Annotated in this window: 24 protein-coding genes; 10 read left to right on the top strand and 14 right to left on the bottom strand. The window is 76.8% G+C overall.

The window, feature by feature from the left end:
* Positions 1–336 precede the first annotated feature (336 nt).
* The 4 genes from BMZ33_RS22295 to BMZ33_RS22280 are packed head-to-tail and all read left to right on the top strand — an operon-like array spanning position 337 to position 3,979.
* Positions 337–1,281: an ABC transporter ATP-binding protein gene (locus tag BMZ33_RS22295; RefSeq protein ID WP_091116943.1), complete on the top strand. Its 945-nt coding sequence runs from the start codon at positions 337–339 to the stop codon at positions 1,279–1,281.
* Positions 1,282–1,305: 24 nt separating this feature from the next.
* Positions 1,306–2,124 (top strand): ABC transporter permease, encoded by an 819-nt coding sequence (locus tag BMZ33_RS22290; protein ID WP_091116939.1) that lies wholly within the window; start codon positions 1,306–1,308, stop codon positions 2,122–2,124.
* Between the two features lie 56 nt (positions 2,125–2,180).
* A complete protein-coding gene (locus BMZ33_RS22285) occupies positions 2,181–3,377 on the top strand; it encodes a sensor histidine kinase (RefSeq protein WP_091116934.1) in 1,197 nt (398 codons plus the stop codon).
* Positions 3,374–3,979, top strand: a complete 606-nt coding sequence (locus BMZ33_RS22280) for a response regulator transcription factor (protein ID WP_091116931.1) — start codon at positions 3,374–3,376, stop codon at positions 3,977–3,979. Before BMZ33_RS22285 ends, BMZ33_RS22280 begins: the two co-directional genes overlap by 4 nt.
* 9 nt (positions 3,980–3,988) lie before the next feature.
* Here BMZ33_RS22280 and BMZ33_RS22275 read toward each other — a convergent pair whose 3' ends face one another.
* The 10 genes from BMZ33_RS22275 to BMZ33_RS22235 all read right to left on the bottom strand — a co-directional run bounded on the left by BMZ33_RS22275 (position 3,989) and on the right by BMZ33_RS22235 (position 10,471).
* Entirely contained in the window at positions 3,989–4,180 is a 192-nt protein-coding gene (locus tag BMZ33_RS22275; protein ID WP_091116929.1) for a hypothetical protein, read from the bottom strand.
* Positions 4,180–4,437: a hypothetical protein gene (locus BMZ33_RS22270; RefSeq protein ID WP_091116925.1), complete on the bottom strand. Its 258-nt coding sequence runs from the start codon at positions 4,435–4,437 to the stop codon at positions 4,180–4,182. The genes BMZ33_RS22275 and BMZ33_RS22270 overlap by 1 nt, the downstream gene beginning before the upstream one ends.
* 165 nt (positions 4,438–4,602) lie before the next feature.
* Positions 4,603–6,447, bottom strand: a complete 1,845-nt coding sequence (locus BMZ33_RS22265; protein WP_091116922.1) for an acyl-CoA dehydrogenase — start codon at positions 6,445–6,447, stop codon at positions 4,603–4,605.
* Between the two features lie 141 nt (positions 6,448–6,588).
* On the bottom strand, positions 6,589–6,981 hold the full coding sequence (locus BMZ33_RS22260) for a LapA family protein (protein ID WP_091116918.1): 393 nt from the start codon (positions 6,979–6,981) through the stop codon (positions 6,589–6,591).
* Positions 6,982–7,022: 41 nt separating this feature from the next.
* Positions 7,023–7,208 (bottom strand): hypothetical protein, encoded by a 186-nt coding sequence (locus BMZ33_RS22255; RefSeq protein WP_091116915.1) that lies wholly within the window; start codon positions 7,206–7,208, stop codon positions 7,023–7,025.
* Between the two features lie 46 nt (positions 7,209–7,254).
* Positions 7,255–7,680: a hypothetical protein gene (locus tag BMZ33_RS22250; protein WP_091116911.1), complete on the bottom strand. Its 426-nt coding sequence runs from the start codon at positions 7,678–7,680 to the stop codon at positions 7,255–7,257.
* Between the two features lie 98 nt (positions 7,681–7,778).
* Positions 7,779–8,438, bottom strand: a complete 660-nt coding sequence (locus BMZ33_RS22245) for a TetR/AcrR family transcriptional regulator (protein ID WP_091116907.1) — start codon at positions 8,436–8,438, stop codon at positions 7,779–7,781.
* Positions 8,439–8,643: 205 nt separating this feature from the next.
* A complete protein-coding gene (locus BMZ33_RS23610) occupies positions 8,644–8,793 on the bottom strand; it encodes a hypothetical protein (protein ID WP_169064726.1) in 150 nt (49 codons plus the stop codon).
* Positions 8,794–8,865: 72 nt separating this feature from the next.
* A complete protein-coding gene (locus BMZ33_RS22240; protein WP_091116903.1) occupies positions 8,866–9,792 on the bottom strand; it encodes a ribokinase in 927 nt (308 codons plus the stop codon).
* A gap of 34 nt (positions 9,793–9,826) precedes the next feature.
* Positions 9,827–10,471 carry a DUF6328 family protein gene (locus BMZ33_RS22235; protein ID WP_169064725.1) on the bottom strand — a complete coding sequence of 215 codons (645 nt, stop codon included), beginning with the start codon at positions 10,469–10,471 and terminating at the stop codon, positions 9,827–9,829.
* 92 nt (positions 10,472–10,563) lie between these two features.
* Here BMZ33_RS22235 and BMZ33_RS22230 point away from each other — a divergent pair, with 92 nt between their 5' ends.
* The 4 genes from BMZ33_RS22230 (at position 10,564) to BMZ33_RS22215 (ending at position 13,479) form a co-directional block, all read left to right on the top strand.
* Entirely contained in the window at positions 10,564–10,908 is a 345-nt protein-coding gene (locus tag BMZ33_RS22230) for a DUF3140 domain-containing protein (protein ID WP_091116899.1), read from the top strand.
* A gap of 8 nt (positions 10,909–10,916) precedes the next feature.
* Positions 10,917–11,696 carry a methyltransferase domain-containing protein gene (locus BMZ33_RS22225; protein ID WP_091116893.1) on the top strand — a complete coding sequence of 260 codons (780 nt, stop codon included), beginning with the start codon at positions 10,917–10,919 and terminating at the stop codon, positions 11,694–11,696.
* A gap of 40 nt (positions 11,697–11,736) precedes the next feature.
* Positions 11,737–12,765 (top strand): type III polyketide synthase, encoded by a 1,029-nt coding sequence (locus tag BMZ33_RS22220; RefSeq protein ID WP_091117092.1) that lies wholly within the window; start codon positions 11,737–11,739, stop codon positions 12,763–12,765.
* Positions 12,766–12,834: 69 nt separating this feature from the next.
* Positions 12,835–13,479 (top strand): response regulator transcription factor, encoded by a 645-nt coding sequence (locus tag BMZ33_RS22215; RefSeq protein ID WP_091116889.1) that lies wholly within the window; start codon positions 12,835–12,837, stop codon positions 13,477–13,479.
* A 4-nt stretch (positions 13,480–13,483) separates the two neighbouring features.
* On the opposite strand, the gene BMZ33_RS22210 is transcribed toward BMZ33_RS22215, so the two are convergent.
* The 3 genes from BMZ33_RS22210 to BMZ33_RS22200 form a co-directional block, all read right to left on the bottom strand.
* Positions 13,484–15,145: a sensor histidine kinase gene (locus BMZ33_RS22210; protein WP_169064724.1), complete on the bottom strand. Its 1,662-nt coding sequence runs from the start codon at positions 15,143–15,145 to the stop codon at positions 13,484–13,486.
* A gap of 53 nt (positions 15,146–15,198) precedes the next feature.
* A complete protein-coding gene (locus tag BMZ33_RS22205) occupies positions 15,199–15,648 on the bottom strand; it encodes a universal stress protein (RefSeq protein ID WP_091116886.1) in 450 nt (149 codons plus the stop codon).
* A 61-nt stretch (positions 15,649–15,709) separates the two neighbouring features.
* On the bottom strand, positions 15,710–16,528 hold the full coding sequence (locus tag BMZ33_RS22200; RefSeq protein WP_169064723.1) for a putative protein N(5)-glutamine methyltransferase: 819 nt from the start codon (positions 16,526–16,528) through the stop codon (positions 15,710–15,712).
* Positions 16,529–16,570: 42 nt separating this feature from the next.
* On the opposite strand from BMZ33_RS22200, the gene BMZ33_RS22195 reads away from it, so the two are divergent.
* Both BMZ33_RS22195 and argG read left to right on the top strand, forming a co-directional pair.
* Entirely contained in the window at positions 16,571–17,383 is an 813-nt protein-coding gene (locus BMZ33_RS22195; protein ID WP_091116882.1) for a sulfurtransferase, read from the top strand.
* Positions 17,384–17,435: 52 nt separating this feature from the next.
* The gene (gene argG, locus BMZ33_RS22190; protein WP_091116878.1) at positions 17,436–18,884 is read left to right on the top strand and encodes an argininosuccinate synthase; all 1,449 of its coding nucleotides are present in this window, start codon (positions 17,436–17,438) and stop codon (positions 18,882–18,884) included.
* Positions 18,885–18,890: 6 nt separating this feature from the next.
* Here the strand turns inward: argG and BMZ33_RS22185 are convergent, their stop codons facing one another.
* Complete coding sequence (locus BMZ33_RS22185) at positions 18,891–19,154, bottom strand: STAS domain-containing protein (RefSeq protein WP_091116874.1); 264 nt, start codon at positions 19,152–19,154, stop codon at positions 18,891–18,893.
* Positions 19,155–19,165: the final 11 nt, after the last annotated feature.

The raw sequence follows: 19,165 nt of genomic DNA, 5'->3' as shown, positions 1-19,165 counted from the left end.
GTCGGACCCCGACCCGACACCGGGCCGGGTGGCCGTGTACGTCGCGGTGTGCGCCGTCGTCACGCTGGTGGCGGCGCTCTCCTGCGGCGGGACCCGCGTTCGCGACCTCGGCGCCGACGACGCCGTCGAGGCCGCGGGCGGCGGACGACCGCCGGGGTCTGAGCCGCGGCGCCGCACGGGCCCCCCATGACACCCGTCATGGGGGGCCCGTGTGCGTGCGGCTCCAGGTCGTGAGGGACGGCACCTGTGCCCGGCCGGGGGCGGCGGGAGCGTGGGGACGTGCCCGGACGACAGCGGCCGACCCCCGGCCGGCGGGCACCCCGAGGAGGCCCCGCCGTGCACCCGACACCCACCCTCGCGCCGGTCCCGGCACCCGTCGCCGCGCCCGTCGTCGAGGTCACCGACCTGCGCCGCCGGTACGGCTCGTTCGAGGCCGTGCGGGGCATCTCCTTCGAGGTCCGCCCCGGCGAGGTCCTCGCGCTGCTCGGCGTCAACGGGGCCGGCAAGACCTCGGCCCTGGAGGTGCTCGAGGGGCTGGCGCCGGCCTCCGGCGGCTCGGTGCGCGTCCTCGGCGCCGACCCGCGCCGCGAGCGGGCCGCCGTCCGCCCGCACCTGGGCGTGCTGCTGCAGGCCAGCGGCCTGCCCGGCGACCTGACCGTCGCCGAGACCGTGCGCACCTGGGCGGGCACCCTCACTGCGCCCCGCCCGGTCGCCGACGCGCTGGCGCAGGTGGACCTCACCGGCCGCGCCGACGTCCGGGTGCGCAGCCTCTCCGGCGGCGAGCGCCGCCGGCTCGACCTCGCGCTGGCGCTGCTCGGCCGCCCGCGGGTGCTGGTCCTCGACGAGCCCACCACCGGCCTGGACCCGGAGAGCCGCCGCGCCGTGTGGCGGCTGGTCCGCGGCCTGGTGGACGACGGTGCCGCGGTCGTGCTCACCACGCACCACCTCGAGGAGGCCGAGCAGCTGGCCGACCGGATCGCGATCATGCGCGCCGGCACGGTGGTGGTCGCCGGCACCCGCGAGGAGATCGCCGAGACCCAGCCGGCCACCATCTCCTTCCGCCTCGACCCGGGCACCCCGCAGCCGCCGGTGCCCGCGACCGTCGAGGTCGCCGCGCCCGGCCCCCGCGTCGAGTGGCACACCCGCGACCTGCAGCCCGTGCTCGCCGAGCTGCTCGCCTGGGCCGCCCGCACCGGGGTGCAGCTGCACGGCCTGCAGGCCCGCGCCGCCTCGCTCGAGCAGGCCTTCCTCGCCGTCGCCGACGGCGCCGACCTCGGCTGACCCCCCTCCCGACAGGAGCCCCCGATGACCGCCACCGCCGTCCGCACCGCCACCGCCGTCCCCGGTGGCCCGTCCCGCCTCCGCCGCATCGGTGCCCTCGCCGGCGCCGAGACCCGGCTGCTGCTGCGCAACCGCACCGCCGTGGTCAACTCGGTGCTCTCGCCGCTGCTGCTGGTGGCGCTGGTCCCGCTGTTCGGGTCCGGCGACGCCCCGCTGGGGCAGACCCTGCTGGTCTCCGCGACCGCGTTCACGCTGGTCTTCCTCACCTACTACAACCTGGTCGTCACCTACGTCGCCCGGCGCGAGGCCCTCGTGCTGCAGCGGATGCGCACCGGCGAGCTCACCGACGGCGAGGTGCTCGCCGCCACCGCCGTCCCGACGCTGCTGGTCACGGCCGTCCAGATCGCCGTGGTGGCGGTCGGCGTCGTCGTCCTCGGCGAGTGGCGCGCGCCCGTCGACCCCGTGCTGCCGGTGCTGGCCGTGCTGCTCGGCGCGGTGCTCATGGTCGTGCTCGCCACGCTGAGCAGCGTCTGGACCCGGACGCCGGAGTCCGCGCAGGTCACCACCCTGCCGGTCGTGCTCGGGGCGACGGCGCTCTCCGGGGTGTTCTTCCCGCTGGTCGCGCTGCCGGAGGCGCTGGCCACGGGAGCCCGGCTGCTGCCGCTGACGCCGGTCGTGGAGCTGGTGCAGCTGGGCCTGACCGGCCGCACGTGGCAGGGCGAGGCGGTGGCCGGCGCCGAGCTGTGGTGGGCGGCGCTGGTCCCGCTCGCCGTCGCGGCCGCCTGGGTGGTCCTCGCCGGCGCGGCGAGCCTGCGGTGGTTCCGCTGGGCGCCCAGGCGCTGAGGACGGGCGCGCCGGATCCCCCGGCGGGCGGCGGTCGGTACGGCAGCATGAGGGCCGTGCCGACCGTCGCGCGGTGGTGGAGCAGCCGCACCGACCCCCAGCGCCTGGACCTCTACACGCGGTGGTCCTTCTACGGCTGGCTGGCGCTGACCCCCGCGCTCGCGCTGATGGTCCTGGGCGCCGAGGGCGTCGGGACCACGCCCGCCGACTGGCTGTACCTGGCCGGCTCGGTCTCCGTGGCCGTCACCGGCGTCGTGCTGGCCCGCGCCGGGCTGGCCACCCGCTGGACCCGGCGCTCCCTGCAGACCGGTCCCCTGGCCGCCGCGCTGGGCGCCGCCGCGGTCACCGCGGGCACCGGCGTCGCCGAGGGGCTGACCCGGCCCGGGGACACCGGCACGGGCTGGCTGGTCGCCCTCCCGCTGGCCATGCTGCTGACCGCCGCCTCCCCGGTCTGGACGACGCGCGTGCTGACCCGCGCCTCGGCCGGCGTCGGCCTGCTGGTCGGTGGGGTGCTGCTGCTCGCCGGCGAGCCGTGGGCCACGGCGCTGGTCCTCGCCGCCGTCTTCACGGCCGCCGTCACCGGGCTGGTGCTGGCCTTCCGGTTCTCCGTGTGGGTGCTCGACGTCGTCGTCGAGATGGAGCGCACCCGCGGCGTGCAGGCCCAGCTCGCCGTCGCCGAGGAGCGGCTGCGCTTCGCCCGCGACCTGCACGACGTCATGGGCCGCAACCTCTCGGCGATCGCGGTGAAGAGCCAGCTCGCCGCGGAGCTGGTGCGCCGCGGCCGGGAGGGCGCGGTGGAGGAGCTGACCGACATCAGCCGGGTGGCCGAGGAGTCGCTGCGCGAGGTGCGCGACGTCGTCCGCGGCTACCGCGGCAGCGACCTGCCCGGCGAGCTGGCCGGCGCCCGGTCGGTGCTGCGGGCCGCCGGCGTCGAGGTGACCGTCAGCGGGGAGGACGGCGCGGTCGTCCTGCCCGCGCCGGTGCAGACGGCCCTGGGCTGGGTGGTGCGGGAGGCGGTGACCAACGTGCTGCGGCACAGCCGTGCGACCACCTGCACGATCGCGCTGTCGACGTCGGACGGCGTCGCGCAGCTGCGGGTGGTGAACGACGGCGTGACCGGCGACGGGGACCGCGGCGCCGGGCTCACCGGGCTGGCCGAGCGGCTGGCCGCGCCCGGGGGACGGCTGTCGGCCCGCCGCGAGGGCGGCCGCTTCGTGCTGACGGCGACCGTCCCGGTGGGGGTGCGGGTGTGATCCGCGTGCTGCTGGCCGACGACGAGAACCTCATCCGCTCCGCCCTGGCCGCGCTGCTCGCGCTGGAGGACGACCTCGAGGTCGTCGCACAGGCCGCCTCCGGGGACGAGGCGCTGGCCATGGCCCGGGCACACGCGCCCGACGTCGCCGTCCTCGACCTGCAGATGCCCGATCTCGACGGCATCACCGTCGCCGGGCGGCTGCGCGGCCTGCTGCCGGGCTGCGCGGTGGTCATCGTGACCGGCCACGGCCGGGCCGGGCACCTCAAGCGCGCGCTGGCGGCCGGGGTGCGCGGCTTCCTGCCCAAGACCGTGTCGGCACCGGTGCTCACCGACGTCGTCCGCACCGTGGCCCGCGGCGGCCGTTACGTGGACCCCGAGCTGGCCGCGGAGGCGATCAGCGCCGGGGACAGCCCGCTGACCCCGCGGGAGGCCGACGTCCTGGAGCTGGCGGCCGGCGGCGCCCCGGTCGAGGAGATCGCCGCCCGCGCGCACCTGTCACCGGGGACGGTGCGCAACCACCTGTCCGCCGCCGCGGGCAAGCTCGGCGCGGCCAACCGGCACGCCGCCGTCGAGGTCGCCCGCCGCCACGGCTGGATCTGAACCCGCGCGTCAACCGGCCTGGTTGCCGCCGCGGACGACGGAGTCGTCGCGCTGGGCGTCGTCGTCGGTGGTGAGGGTGACGTCGCTCTCCCCGGCGTCCGCGCGGTCCTCGCCGGGGACCCCGTCGACCATGTTCGCGTCGGTCGGCCCGTCGGAGGTGTCGGGGGACTCGCGGTACCCCGTGTGGTCGGGCTCGCTCATCAGTCGTTCCCTCCTCCGGACCGGGGCGTGGGGCCGGACACCTCGCCCGACGGGCCGCCGGTGCGCGCCCGGGCGACGTCGGAGTCGGCACGGGCCGGCAGGTCGTCGTCGCTGGCGGCGTCGCGCTCGATCGCCTCGTCGGCGGTGAGCGGGACGTCGTCGAAGCTCGAGCCGGTGCCCGTGCTGCTGTTGTCGCCGGTGCCCGACGCGGTCGGGACACCCTGCTGGATCCGGTCGCTGCCCTGCGGGTCGCTCACGGGTTCCTCCTGTCCGACGGCGCTGTCCGGGGGTGCCATGCCCGCCGTCGTCCCCCCGAAACGACCGGCGGCGGTGGGACCACCGGCCTCGCCCTGCGGTGCCCGTCCTCACCCCGCAGCGCGAGGTCGGGCACCGCGGGGCGGGGCCGGCCGCCGTCGACGGGGTCAGAACGCCGCTTCGGGGACCTCCATCAGCGCGTTGTCGGTGGCCTCGGCGACGGCCCGCTCGGCGGACAGCCGGGGCAGCACCTGGGTGCAGAAGAACCGGGTGGCGGCGAGCTTGCCCTCGTAGAAGGACCGGTCCCGCTCGGCCACCTCCCCGGCCAGGGCGGTCAGGGCGACCTCCGACTGGCGGACCAGCAGCCACCCGGTCACGAGGTCGCCGACGGCCATGAGCAGCCGGGTGGTGTTCTGCGCGACCCGGTACAGCGAGGTCACGTCCTCCTGCGCGGCCGTCAGGTGGCCGAACATCGCGGTGAGGATGCCCTGCACGTCGGCGAGCGCGGTGGCCAGCAGCGCGCGCTCCTCCTTGAGCCGGCCGTTGCCCGCCTCGGCGTCGATGGTGGCCTGGACCTGGCCGGCCAGCCAGGTCAGCGCGACGCCGCCGTCCTTGACGACCTTGCGGAAGAAGAGGTCCTGGCCCTGGATCGCCGTCGTCCCCTCGTAGAGGGTGTCGATCTTGGAGTCGCGGACGTACTGCTCGATCGGGTGGTCCCGCAGGTAGCCGGACCCGCCGAGGCACTGCAGCGACTCGCTGGTGAGCAGCTGGGTGGCGCGCTCGGAGCCGTAGCCCTTGACCACCGGCAGCAGCAGGTCGTTGACGCGGGCGGCCAGGCGCGCCTCCTCGCCGTCGGCGGTGCCGGCGACCTCGGCCGCGGTGACCCGGTCGCGGAAGCTCGCCGCGTACAGGTAGAGCGCCCGCATGCCCTCCGCGTGCGCCTTCTGCAGCATCAGCGAGCGGCGCACGTCGGGGTGGTGGGTGATGGTGACCCGCGGGGCGTCCTTCGACGTCGTGGTGAGGTCGGCGCCCTGCACCCGCTCCTTCGCGTAGGCCAGGGCCTGCTGGTAGCCGGCCGACAGCGTGGCGATCGCCTTGGTGCCCACGAACATCCGGGCGTGCTCGATGACCCGGAACATCTGCGCGATGCCGTCGTGCACCTCGCCGACGAGCCAGCCCCGCGCCGGCACCGGGCCGGCACCGAAGGTGAGCTCGCAGGTCGTGGAGACCTTCAGGCCCATCTTCTCCTCGAGGTTGGTGACGTACACGCCGTTGCGCTCGCCGAGCGCGCCGGTGGCGAGGTCGACGTGGAACTTGGGGACGACGAACAGCGACAGCCCCTTGGTGCCGGCCCGCGCGCCCCGGGGGCGGGCCAGCACCAGGTGGACGATGTTGTCGCTCAGGTCGTGCTCGGCCGAGGTGATGAACCGCTTGACCCCGGTGACGTGCCACGAGCCGTCGGGCTGCTGCACGGCCCTGGTGGTGCCGGCGCCCACGTCGGAGCCCGCGTCGGGCTCGGTGAGCACCATCGTGGCGCCCCACCTCCGCTCGAGCATGAGCTCGGCCAGGCGCTTCTGGCCGGGGGTGCCGAGCTCGTGGAGGATGGCCGCGAAGGCCGCGCCGGAGCCGTACATGAAGACGGCGGGGTTGGCGCCCAGGATCATCTCGAAGGCGGCCCAGGTGAGGGCGTGCGGGGCGCCGAACCCGCCGAGGTGCTCGGGCAGGTCGAGGCGGTACCACTCGCCGTCCTCGACGGCCCGGACCGACCTCCTGAAGGACTCGGGGAGGGTCACCGAGTGGGTGGCCGGGTCGAACACCGGCGGGTTGCGGTCGGCGTCGGCGAAGGAGGCCGCGACCGGGCCCTCGGCCAGCCGGCGGACCTCGGCGAGCACGCCGCGCGCGGTCCCGGCGTCCATCTGCTCGAAGGGTCCGGTGCCGAACCGGTCCTTGGTGTCGAGGAACTCGAACAGGTTGAACTCGAGGTCCCGCAGGTTCGCGGTGTAGTGGCCCATGCCGTGTCGCTCCCGTGCTCCGTGCCGGTGCGGCGAGCGTGGTTACCCGCCGGTAGCGAAGCTATTACCGGCGGGTAACCAGGAGCAAGGCCGTGCGGTGGGACACGCCCGCAGGGGGTGGGTCGCGGCGTCCGGCGGGGGTCAGCGGTTGCGGCGGCGGGCGGCGAGCACGGCGCCGAGCAGCGCGGCCACGAGGAAGCCGAGGGCCGCGGCGATGAGCAGCGCGACGACCAGCGGCGCGCGCACGTCGGTGAAGACGAGGCTGATGGGCACGGTCTCGCCGTTGAACACGGCGAACAGCACCAGGACGACGGTGACGGCGATCAGCAGGACCAGCGCGAGGCCGCGGCCGGCGGTTCGCCCGGCGCGGCCCGCACGGGAGGGACCCGAGGGCCGCGTCGGGGCAGGGGAGGTGCCGCCCGGCGTCGTCCCGGTGGGTGCGGACCCGGCGGGGGAGGTCCCGTAGCCGGTCGCGAACGGGTCGGTGCCCGGGGCGGAGGGCCGGGGCTCGGCAGGCGTTCCGGGAGTGGTCACGTCCCGGGTCTGTCCGCCGGGGCGCCGGGTCAAACGGGACCTCAGTCGCGGTGGGCGGCCGGCTCGGTCCCCGCCGGCGGCCAGGAGGGGCCGGCGGCGCCGTCGGCCGGACCGGTGTCCTCCGGGCCGTCGGAGTCGGGCGCCGGCGGACCGGACGTGGCGCTGCCGAGGGGGCCGACGGAGCGCGGGGTCTCCGGTTCGGGCATCTTCTGCTCGCGGGTGCTCACCCTGGCGAGTCTGCGTCCCCGGCGGCCGGGTGGCGACCGGGCGGGCTCACTCCGACAGCGCGGGCCCGGCCTCGTGCGCGGGGTGCCCGGCGCTGCGCTCGCGCTGCTTCATCCGGGCCTCGTAGACGTGCCGGTCGCCGTCGGACAGCTCGGTGCGGGCGCGCTCGTCGAAGGCGCGGAAGACCGACCAGTACGAGGCGTCGTAGTCCTCGACGATCTGGAAGGTCCAGCGGTCGGCGATCACGTTGCGCCCGACGAGGTCGCGGTCGAGGTCGTCGGCCAACCGGGTGTGCCCGGCCTTCCGGAACAGCTCGACCGCGTCCTGCAGCAGCAGGTCGGCCTTGCCGGAGTGCTGGTGGAACCCGTAGAGCTGACCGCGCGCCTGCTCGATCGTCTCGAGGGCCTCGGAGAGCTTGCCCAGCCCCTCGACCGTGGTGTCGTCGAGGTCGGGACGGCTGCGGTCGGCGGTCACCGGCCCATCCTGCGGGCTGGGACCGGGCCGCGCCCGGCGAGAGGTGGGCCGCCGGGCCGGGCCCGCGCTCAGGCGGAGGTGGCTCAGGCGGAGGTGGCTCAGGCGGAGGTGACCAGGGCCGGGCGCGCCGCGGCCGAGTCGGCGGCGGCGAGGTCGACCAGTCGCTCGGCGAGCCGGCGGCCGTGCGCGGCCGGGCCGTCGGGCCCGAGCAGGCCACCGGAGAGGTACATGCCGTCGACGATGAGGTGCACCTGCGCGGCGAGGTCCTCGCCTCCGCCCGGCGCGACCTGCTCGGCGAGCCGCTCGAGGCGGCCGTGCAGCCCGAACTTGTAGTCGGCGGCGGCGACGCGGGCCGGGTGCTGCGGGTCGTCGTACTCGCTGCTGACGTTGGTGAACGGGCAGCCGCGGAAGCCGGCCCGGGTCACGTCGCGCTCCACGACGCCGACCACCGACAGCAGCGCGGCGCGCGGGTCGTGCGACAGGCGCTGCAGCTCGGCGTCGATGGTGGCCAGCACCGTGGCCGCCTTGCGCGCGAGGTAGGCCCCGACCAGCTCGTCCTTGCTGCGGAACAGCCGGTAGACGGTCATCTTGCCCAGGCCGGTCTCGCGGACGAGCTCGTCCATGCCCACGCTGCGCGAGCTGCGCCCGGCGAAGAGCCGCTCGGCGGTGTCGAGGACGATGGCCTCCCGTTCCGCGCGGCTGCGGCGGACCGGGGCCGGGCTGTCGGCGTCGGCGAGGGGCAGGGCAGCGGCGGTCACACCGGGGATGGTGCCGCCTCCCGTGACGGATCAGTCCACGGCGCGCCGGTCCCCCGGCACGGGTGATCGCTCCGGGTGACCGAGGGGCGAACGCGCTGGTCGGGACGGTGGTGAGGCGTGGGACCCGTGGGACGACCCCGTGCCCGCCTCCCGTGCGCGCGGCCGCGGCAGCACGGGAGGAGGGGGTGGACGGGTCCGTCCGGGCTCAGGACGGGCTGTCGGCGGGACCGTCGCCGAGGGGCCGGCCCTCGGCCGGGTCCTCCGCGCGCGGGGTGCGGCCGTCGTCGGTCTCCTGCTGGTCCGGGTCGCCCTCCGCGCGCTCGGGCGTGCGCGGGGGCCGTTCGGGCTCGGTCACGGCGTCCTCCTCGGGTCGCGGGTCGGTGCTCCGGGGCCTTGCCCCGCGACCGGCCGGGTGAACCTCCGGCGGTCAGCCGACCGGGACGGCGGGCGGCATGCCGGCCAGCAGCTCCCGGACGGCGTCGGGGCCGGGCAGCGCGCCCCGGGCGCCGGTCCCCGTGGTCGACAGCGCCGCCGCCGCGACGGCCTCCCGCACCGCGCCGCGCAGGTCGGCGCCGCGGGCGAGGGCGACGCCGAGCGCGCCCGCCAGGCAGTCGCCCGCGCCGGTGGTGTCCACGGCCCCGACCGGCGGCGGGGCCTGCAGCACCACGGGCCCGTCCTCCGGCACGACGAGCGCACCGCGGGCGCCGAGGGTCACCACGGTCGCGGCGGCCCCGAGCGAGCGCGCCAGCCCGGCCAGCTCGGCGGGCGAGCGCTCGCCGGGCTCGGTGCCGGCCAGCTGCGCGAGCTCGTGCTCGTTGGGCACCAGGACGGTGACGCGGGCCAGCAGCTCCGGCGGCAGCGGCTGCGGTGGGGCGGGGGTGAGCACGACCGTCCCCGACGCCGCGTCGGCGGCGGCCTGCACCGCGTCGAGCGGGACCTCCAGCTGCAGCAGCACGACCGCCGCCCGCTGCACCTCCGGCACGTCGACGTCGGCCGGCGTCAGCGCGGCGTTGGCCCCGGGGACGACGACGATCAGGTTCTCGCCGCTGCCGTCCTCGACCGGGATCGTCGCCGAGCCGGTCGGGGTGCCCGGGGTCGGTAGCACCCGCGAGGTGTCCACCCCCGCCTCGCGCAGGGCGGCCACCTGGCGCGCGCCGGCCGGGTCGTCGCCCACCCGCCCGACCATCACCACGCCGGACCCGGCCAGCCGTCCCGCCGCCGCCGCCTGGTTGGCGCCCTTGCCGCCGGGTGCGAGCACCGCCTCCCGGCCCACCACCGTCTCCCCGCGGCCGGGCAGCCGCCCGACGGCGACCAGCACGTCCTCGTTCAGGCTGCCGACGACGGTGACGGACACGGACGACCTCCGGGTGGGGCGGGGACGCGTCGCCTCATCCTGCGGGCCGTCCCGGCCCGGCCGCCGACCCGGGGTCGCCGGTGCCGTCACCGGTGCCGTCGTCGGTGTCGTCGTCGTCGGTGTCGTCGTCGCCGGTGTCGTCGTCGGTGCCCGCTCGCCGGGCCCGCACCGGCAGCCCGTACCAGAGGCCGATCGCGACGAGGAGCACGAGCGCGCTGCCCAGCAGGCCCGGGCCCCGCCCCAGGACGACGTCGAGCACGAGCAGCACGCCGCTGCTGATGGCCACCACCAGCAGCGCCAGGCCGGCCACCAGCATCCGGTCGGCCACCGCGATCAGCGCCGCCTTCTGCCGCCGCCGGAACACCAGCCGGTGGAACGACACCGGCGCGACGAGCACCACCGTGGCCAGCGCCGTGGCCATCAGGGTCACCGTGTAGACGGTGAGCGCGAAGGCGTCGAGCTCGGTGAAGCGCTGGGTGAAGGCCAGGCCGAGGAGGAAGGCGAAGAGCACCTGCACGCCGGTGATCGCCACCCGCAGCTCCTGCAGCAGCTCGGCGAGGTTGCGGTCGAGGAGCTGGTCGAGGGTCTCCCCGCGCGCCCGGGCGCTGCGGAGGGCGGCCGCCCGGGACCGGCCGCGCAGGGGTGTCCCGTCGTCGGTCGCCGGCCCGTCCCCGCCCACGCGTGGCGCGGTACCCGTCGGCCTCGTCGCGCGACACCCGTTTCCCGAGGTCGGCGCCGCGGTACCGCCGGGGGACCGACCGAGGAGGGGCTGTGGCCGACGACGACCGCGACACGATCAAGAGGGACTTCGACGAGGCGGTCAACATGAGCGCCTCGGAGCTGCAGGAGTGGCTGGACACCGACGAGTCGCAGTCCGTCGGGCAGAAGAGCGGCGGCTCCGGGGAGTCCACCGGGCACGAGTCGGGACGGCGGATCGTCGAGATCCTGCGCAAGAAGAAGGGCGACCTCACCGACGACGACCTCGCCCACATGAAGAAGGTCCACGGCTACGTCCAGCGGCACCTGGCGCAGGAGCCGGCCAAGGAGGACGTCGAGGGCTCGAGGTGGCGGTACTCGCTGATGAACTGGGGCCACGACCCGCTGAAGAAGAAGTAGCCCCGCCCGTGCGCCTCGACGACCCGCGCCGCAACGACCCGGCGCAGTACGACGCCCTCGCCGACCAGTGGTGGGAGACCTCCGGCGGGTTCGCGATGCTGCACTGGCTGGCCGCCTCGCGCGCCGAGCACGTCCCGCCGTCGCCCGGGCCCGGCGCGCTGCTGGTCGACCTGGCCTGCGGTGGCGGGCTGATGGCGCCGCACGCCGCCCGGCTGGGCTACCGGCACGTCGGCGTCGACCTCGGCGGCCCCGGGCTGGCGGTGGCCGCCCGGCACGGGGTGCTCGCCGTCCGCGGGTCGGTGCTGGCCGTGCCCCTGCGCGACGCGTGCGCCGACGTGGTGGTGGCCGGGGAGGTGCTCGAGCACGTCGAGGACGACGTCGCGGTGCTCGCCGAGGCGGCCCGGGTGCTGCGCCCGGGCGGCACGCTGGTGGTCGACGCCATCGCGGCCACCCGGCTGGCCGCGCTGGTGGCCATCCGGATCGCCGAGCGGCTGCCCGGCGGGCCCCCGCCGGGCATCCACGACCCCGCCCTGTTCGTCGACCGGCGCCGGCTGCTGGCCGCGGCGGACCGGCTGGGCCTGGACCTGCGACTGGTCGGCCTGCGCCCGTCGCTGCGCGACGTGGTGGCCTGGCGGCGCGGCCGCCGGGACGTCGTCCGGATGCGCCCGCTGCCGACCACGGCGGTGCTGTTCGCCGGATACGGCCGCAAGCGCGACGCACCGCCGCCCGGCGACGGCGGGGGCACCGTGGCCGCGGCGGTGCACCCGCACGTACGGTCGGGGACATGACCTCGCTGCCGACCGGTACCGCGACCCCGGGGCAGTGCGGGTGAGCGCCGCGGTGCTGACCGGCGCCGGCGCGGCCCTGCCGGCGACGCTCGACCAGGACGCGGCGTGGGACGGCTTCTTCGCCCGGCACTACGCGGGCGTGCGCGCGGCCCGCCGGATCTGGGACGGCGCCGGCGTGCGCACCCGGCACGCGGTGGCCAACCCCGTCGACGAGGACCTCAGCGGGTGGGGCACCGGCGCCCGCATGGCCCGCTACGTCCAGGAGGCGCTGCCGCTGGGCAAGCAGGCGGTGGCCGGCGCGCTCGACGACGCGGGCCTCGCCCCCGGCGACGTCGGCCTGTTCGCCGTGGCCACCTGCACCGGGTACGCCACCCCGGGGCTGGACATCCGGCTGGCCAGCGACCTGGGCATGCCGCCGGGGCTGCAGCGGCTGCTGGTCGGGCACATGGGCTGCTACGCGGCCGTCCCCGGGCTGGCGGCCGTCGGCGACTTCGTCGCCGCGCGCTCCCGCCCCGCGGTGCTGCTGTGCTGCGAGCTGACCAGCCTGCACGTGCAGCCGGCCCAGCGGGAACTGGACCAGGTGGTGGCGCACGCGCTGTTCTCCGACGCCGCGGCCGCCGTCGTCGTCGAGCCCGGCGCCGGGCGCGGGCGGCGGCTGGCCGGGGTGGTCGCGCGCACCGACCCCTCCACCGCCGACCACATGACCTGGGACGTCACCGACCTCGGCTTCCGGATGGGCCTCTCGCCGCGGGTGCCCGACGTGCTGTCCCGGCACGTCGGCGACGTGGTCGGCGAGCTGCTCGACGGCGCGGGCCTGCGGGTGGAGGACGTGGCCGGCTGGGCGGTGCACCCCGGCGGCCCGCGCATCCTCGACGTCGTCCGCGACGAGCTCGGGCTGACCGAGCAGCAGATGGGCGCCTCCCGGCGGGTGCTCGCCGAGCACGGCAACTGCTCGTCGGCCACCGTGCTGCTCGTGCTGCAGGAGCTGGCCGACGTCGACGGCCCCGTCGTCGCGATGGCCTTCGGACCGGGGCTGACCCTCTACGCAGCGCTACTGCTACCGGTGTAAGCGCGCCGTCGCGGCCGAACGCGCACTACGCTGTGTCACCACAGCCGCAGTGCGCAGGGGAGGCCGTCCGTGTCTGCCACCTCGTCCCCGGTCCGGGTGTTCCTCATCGACGACCACGAGGTCGTCCGTCGCGGTGTCGCCGAGGTCCTCGAGGACGACCCCGGGCTCGTCGTGGTGGGGGAGGCAGGCAGCGTCGCGGAGGCGCTCGCCCGCGGTCCCGCCGTCCGGCCCGACGTCGCCGTGGTGGACATGCGGCTGCCCGACGGCGACGGCGCCGACCTCGTCCGCCGGCTGCGCGAGCGGCTGCCCGCCGTCCGCTGCCTGGTGCTGTCGAGCTACGCCGACGAGGACGCGATCGCCGCCGCCCTCGCCGCAGGCGCCGCCGGCTACGTGGTCAAGCAGGTGCGCGGCGCGGACCTGGTGTCCGCGGTGCACACGATCGCGGCCGGCGGCACGCTGACCAACGGCCCCGGACGGCGACCGCGCGCGAACGGCGACGTCTCCCGGCGGCTGGCGGTGCTGACCGAGCAGGAGCGCAGCGTGCTGGCGCTCATCGGCGAGGGCCTGACCAACCGGCAGATCGGCGAGCGGATGGGCCTGGCGGAGAAGACGGTCAAGAACTACACCAGCCACCTGCTGGCCAAGCTGGGCCTGGAGCGGCGCACCCAGGCGGCCATCCTGGCCACCGAGCTGCGCGGGCACCGGCCCGGCTGAGGCGTCAGGGCGGCGGGCGGGGGACCGTCCAGGTCACCTGGGTCCCGGCCGGCCCGCCCGCGGTCGTCAGCCGGCCCTGGTGCCACGCGGCCCGCTCGGCGAGGTTGGCCAGGCCGCTGCGCACGGACACCGCCGGCAGCCCCCGGCCGTCGTCGGTGACCACCACGGCGACCTCGCCGTGGGGGCCCTCGTCACCGGCGTCCACGGTCACCGCCACCCGCGTGGCCCCCGCGTGCCGGACGACGTTGCTCACCAGCTCGCGCACGACGGCGAGCACGTCGGTGGCCAGCCCGGCGGGCAGTGCGTCGAGGTCGCCGCGCAGCCGCAGGTCCGGCTGCACCTCCGACCCCTCGGTGGCCTGCCGGACGGCGTCGGTGACCAGCCGGCCCAGCCCGGCGGGGGCGGTGGCGCCGTCGTGCAGCCCGAAGATCGTCGAGCGGATCTGCGCGATCGTGCCGTCGAGCTCGTCGACGCTGCGGCCCACCCGGTGCGCGGCGTAGGGGTCGGCGTCCTCCAGCGACCGGCTGACCCGGTCCAGCGAGAGGGCGGTGGCGTAGAGCCGCTGGACGACGTGGTCGTGCAGGTCGCGGGCGATGCGGTCGCGGTCGGCCTGCACCTGCAGCCGGCGCTCGCGCCGCTGGCTGCGGGCCAGCTCCAGGGCGACGGCGACCTGCGCGGCGAACGCCGACAGCGCGTCGAGGTCCTCGGTGTCGAAGGGCTCGCGCCCGTCCCGGCGCAGGCAGATCACCGTGCCCAGGGCGCGACCCAGCGGGGCGATCACCGAGGACCGGTAGTCCCGGATCAGCTCGACGGCCACCGGGGCGTGCCGGCCGCGGACCGGGTCGGCGCGGATGTCGTCGACCAGCTCCCCGACGCCGGTGCGCTGCACCCGCCCGACGTGGGTGTCCTCCAGCGGGATGCGCACGCCCTCGAGCTCGTCGGCGGCCGGCCCCGCGGCCGCGGCGATGGTCAGCGCGCCGGCGTCCTCCTCCTCCGCGACGAGCACGCCGGCGAGGTCCGCGCCACTGAGCAGGTGCGCGCGCTCCACCACCGTCTGCAGCACCGCGACCGGGTCGGCACCCGACAGCAGCGCCGTCGACACCTCGGTGGCCGCCTGCACCCACGCCCGGCCGCGCTCGGCGGCCTCGGCCAGCCGGGCGTTCTCGATGGCCAGCCCGGCGGCGGCGGCCAGGGCGAGCACCGCCTCCTCGTCGGCCTCGGTGAACGGCCCGCCGTCGCGCTTCTCGGTGAGGTAGAGGTGGCCGAAGACGGCGTTGCGCACGCACACGGGCACCCCGAGGAAGGAGTGCATCGGCGGGTGCCCGGTCGGGAAGCCGACGGAGGCCGGGTGCGTGCCGAGGTCGTCGAGCCGCAGCGGCACCGGGTGCTGCACGAGCAGGCCGAGGATGCCCTCGCCGGCCGGCAGCCGGCCGATGCGCTCGCCGTCGGTGTCGTCCATCCCGACGATGACGAACCGGTCCAGCCGGCTGCCGTCGCGGGTGAGCACGCCGAGCGCGCCGTACGTGGCGTCGACGTGCGCGACCGCGGCCTCGACGAGGCCGCGCAGCGTCGCCTCGAGGTGCCCGCCCGCGGCCGCGGCCCGCACCGCGGCGGCCAGCGCCGGCTCGCCTCCCGTCGGCGGGCCCTCCGGGCCGGGCGGGGTCACGGCCCGTCCGGAGGGTGTGCCCCGCCTCCGCCGGTCGACGGCGACGGGGTCGTTCACGCGCCGCGGGGCAGGCGGCGCCCGTGGCTGCGGGGGACCACCGGTCGCAGCAGCGTGCGACCGGAGCCGGCGACGAGCACCAGGTCCCCGCCGCGGCCGGCGGCCTCCAGTGCGTCGAAGACGGGCTGTTCCACGGTGGCCGTGCGCACGCGGCCGGTCACGCCGGTCTCGGCGATGGCGCGCACCACCTGCGCCTCGACCTGGGCCAGCACCGCGGCGCGCTGCCGCTCGTCGACCCCGCGCGGCACCGGCACGAGGCTGTCGGCCGGGCTGTCGACCACTCCGGCGGCCAGCACCGTGCCGTCCCGGCGCGCCGCCTCCCGCAGCGCCCACACGAGGGCGCCGTACGAGGAGGACGAGCCGTCGACGTGCACCACGAGACGGGGGCGGGGCCGGCGCGGCAGCAGCGGAGCCAGCCGGAGCGGTTCCACGGGCGTGTCGGCCATGGGGCGATCCTGTCGCCCCCCTGCCCGGTCGGACAGGGACCAAGGACCCGGATACCGGAACTCAGACGGCCGGAGTGCAGGTCCGGGTGACCGTGACGACCGTCGTGCCGTCGTCGGGGTCGGTGTCGGCCCGGACGGACAGCCCGGCGTCCGCGGCGGCCGCCGCCAGCGCCGGCGCCTGGACCTCGCCGACCTCCATCAGCAGACCGCCCCCGGGGGAGAGCCAGTCCGGCGCGCCGGTGAGCACCCTGCGGTGCACGTCCAGCCCGTCGGGGCCGCCGTCGAGCGCGGTGCGCGCCTCGTGCAGTCGCGCCTCGGGTGGCAGGAGGGCCAGCGCGGCGGTGGGCACGTAGGGCGCGTTGACGACGAGGACGTCGACCCGGCCGCGCAGCCGCGCCGGCAGGGCGTCGTAGAGGTCCCCGCCGTGCACCTGCCCGCCCACCGGCCCGAGGTTGCGCCGCGCGTACGGCAGCGCGGCGGGGTCGACATCGGCGGCGTGCAGCTCGGCCAGCCCGACCGCGGTGGCCAGCGCCAGGCCGACCGCGCCGCAGCCGCAGCACAGGTCCACCGCGACCGGCCGCCGTCCGGTCCGGGCGGCGACGGCGCGCGCCTCCGCGGCGGCGCGGGCGACGAGGGCCGCGGTGCGCTGCCGGGGGACGAAGACGCCCGGGCCGACGGCGACCCGCAGTCCGCAGAACTCGACCACGCCGAGCAGGTGCTCCAGCGGGGCGCCGGCCGCCCGTCGTCCGGCCAGCGCGTCGAGGTCGGCGGCGGTGGCCGCGGCGTCGGCGAGCAGCCGGGCCTCGTCCTCGGCGAAGACGCAGCCGGCCGCGCGCAGCCGGGCGACCAGGCGAGCCTCGTCGGCGGGGGTGAGCAGCACGCGGCCAGGCTGGCAGACGCGCCCGGGACGTACGGTCGCGGTGTGCTGCCTCCCGTCGTCGACGTCGCCTGGTGGCGGGACCGCCGCGACGACGTCCGGCTCGCCGACGTCCGCTGGTACCTCGACGGCCGGTCCGGCCGCGCCGCCTACGACGCCGGGCACCTGCCCGGCGCGGTGTTCGTCGACCTCGACCTCTGGCTGGCCGCCCCCGGCAGCCCCGCCGAGGGCCGGCACCCGCTGCCCGATCCCGAGGTGTTCGCCGCCGGCATGGCCGCCCTCGGCATCGGTGACGACACCACCGTGGTCGCCTACGACGACGCCGGCGGCACGGTCGCCGCCCGGCTGGTCTGGCTGCTGCGGGCGACCGGCCACGAGGCCGCGCTGCTCGACGGCGGGCTCGCCGCCTGGGACGGCCCGCTGGAGCAGCCCGCCCCCGACGTGGCGCCGGCGGTGTCCACCCCCCGGCCGTGGCCGGCCGAGCGGCTGGCCGGCGTGCCGGACGTCCTCGACCCGGCGAACGTCGTGGTCGACGCCCGCGACCCCGCCCGGTTCCGCGGTGAGCACGAGCCGGTGGACCCGCGCGCCGGGCACGTCCCCGGTGCGGTCAACGTGCCGTGCCGGGGCAACCTCGACGCCGACGGCCGCTTCCTGCCCGCGGACGCGCTGCGGGAGCGGTTCGCCGCCGCGGGCGTGACCGGGGACGACCCGGTGGTCGTGTACTGCGGCTCCGGCGTGACGGCCTGCCACGACCTGCTGTCCCTGGAGCTGGCCGGGCTCCCGGCCGGGCGGCTGTACCCCGGCTCCTGGTCGCAGTACAGCAGCGACCCCGCCCGCCCGGTGGCCACGGGAGACTGAGCCGCCTCCGCCCGTCGGTGAGTCGTCATGCAGAGTCGTGCATACTGATGCCATGTCCAAGGTGCTCAGCCAGCTGCCCGTCGGCGAACGCGTCGGGATCGCCTTCTCCGGTGGTCTGGACACCTCCGTGGCGGTGGCGTGGATGCGCGACAAGGGCGCCGTCCCCTGCACCTACACCGCCGACCTCGGCCAGTACGACGAGCCCGACATCGGCTCGGTGCCCGGTCGCGCCGGCGCGTACGGCGCGGAGATCGCCCGGCTCGTCGACTGCCGTGAGGCGCTGGTCGAGGAGGGCCTGGCCGCCCTGACCTGCGGCGCCTTCCACATCCGCTCCGGCGGGCGCAGCTACTTCAACACGACCCCGCTCGGCCGCGCGGTCACCGGGACGCTGCTGGTGCGCGCGATGCTCGAGGACGACGTCCAGATCTGGGGCGACGGCTCGACGTTCAAGGGCAACGACATCGAGCGCTTCTACCGGTACGGCCTGCTGGCCAACCCCTCCCTGCGGATCTACAAGCCCTGGCTGGACGCGCAGTTCGTCGACGAGCTCGGCGGGCGCCGGGAGATGTCGGAGTGGCTGACCGCGCACGGCCTGCCCTACCGGGACAGCGCGGAGAAGGCGTACTCCACCGACGCCAACATCTGGGGCGCCACCCACGAGGCCAAGCGGCTGGAGCACCTCGACACCGGCATCGAGATCGTCGAGCCGATCATGGGCGTGCGGTTCTGGGACCCTGCCGTGGAGATCCCGACCGAGGACGTCACGATCGGCTTCGCCCACGGCCGGCCGGTGTCGATCGACGGCAAGGAGTTCGACTCCGCCGTCGACCTGGTGCTGGAGGCCAACGCCATCGGCGGCCGGCACGGGCTGGGCATGAGCGACCAGATCGAGAACCGGGTCATCGAGGCCAAGAGCCGCGGGATCTACGAGGCGCCGGGCATGGCACTGCTGCACGCCGCCTACGAGCGGCTCGTCAACGCCATCCACAACGAGGACACCCTCGAGACCTACCACCTGCAGGGCCGGCGGCTGGGCCGGCTCATGTACGAGGGCCGCTGGCTGGACCCGCAGGCGCTGATGCTGCGGGAGTCGCTGCAGCGCTGGGTCGGCATGGCGGTCACCGGCGAGGTGACCCTGCGGCTGCGCCGCGGCGAGGACTGGTCGCTGCTCGACACCACCGGGCCGGCGTTCAGCTACCACCCGGACAAGCTGTCGATGGAGCGCACCGAGGAGCCCGCCTTCGGCCCCGGCGATCGGATCGGCCAGCTGACCATGCGCAACCTCGACATCGCCGACTCGCGGGCCAAGCTCGAGCAGTACGCCCGGCTGGGGATGGTCGGCACCGAGCAGCCGGCGCTGGTCGGGGCGGCGCAGGCCGCGGCCACCGGGTTGATCGGGGACATGGTCGAGGGCGGCGCCGAGGCGATCGCCTCCCTGGGCGCCCGCGGCGGTGACGAGGAGCTGCTGGACCGGGCGGCGATGGAGTCCGGCACGGACTGAGCACCCTCAGAGGCCGAGGGCCTCGCGCAGGCCGAGCAGGCCGGCGACCCGCCGCAGCCCCGGGTGCGGCGGGTCGAGGACGAGCCGCCCGCCCGAGCGGCGGGCGGCCAGCACCAACCGCGCCAGCAGGTCGACGGTGGCGAGGTCGACGGCTGCCTCCGGGTGGACGGTGACGACGACGGCGTGCCCGCGGGTCACTAGCAGGGCCACCTGCGCCCAGGCCGGGCCGTCGTCGACCGCCGGCACGGCCACGACCTCCGCCGTCCTCATGCCCTGACGAC

It is taken from the genome of Geodermatophilus dictyosporus, from assembly GCF_900115505.1.
Taxonomy (GTDB): domain Bacteria; phylum Actinomycetota; class Actinomycetes; order Mycobacteriales; family Geodermatophilaceae; genus Geodermatophilus; species Geodermatophilus dictyosporus.
This window is presented reverse-complemented; position numbering and strand designations above follow the sequence as displayed.

Coding starts and splice junctions, on each gene's coding strand:
- argG (WP_091116878.1), top strand. CDS start 17,436: ATGTCCAAGGTGCTCAGCCAGCTGCCCGTCGGCGAACGCGTCGGGATC.
- BMZ33_RS22275 (WP_091116929.1), bottom strand. CDS start 4,180: ATGAGCGAGCCCGACCACACGGGGTACCGCGAGTCCCCCGACACCTCC.
- BMZ33_RS22205 (WP_091116886.1), bottom strand. CDS start 15,648: ATGGCCGACACGCCCGTGGAACCGCTCCGGCTGGCTCCGCTGCTGCCG.
- BMZ33_RS22265 (WP_091116922.1), bottom strand. CDS start 6,447: ATGGGCCACTACACCGCGAACCTGCGGGACCTCGAGTTCAACCTGTTC.
- BMZ33_RS22185 (WP_091116874.1), bottom strand. CDS start 19,154: ATGAGGACGGCGGAGGTCGTGGCCGTGCCGGCGGTCGACGACGGCCCG.
- BMZ33_RS22290 (WP_091116939.1), top strand. CDS start 1,306: ATGACCGCCACCGCCGTCCGCACCGCCACCGCCGTCCCCGGTGGCCCG.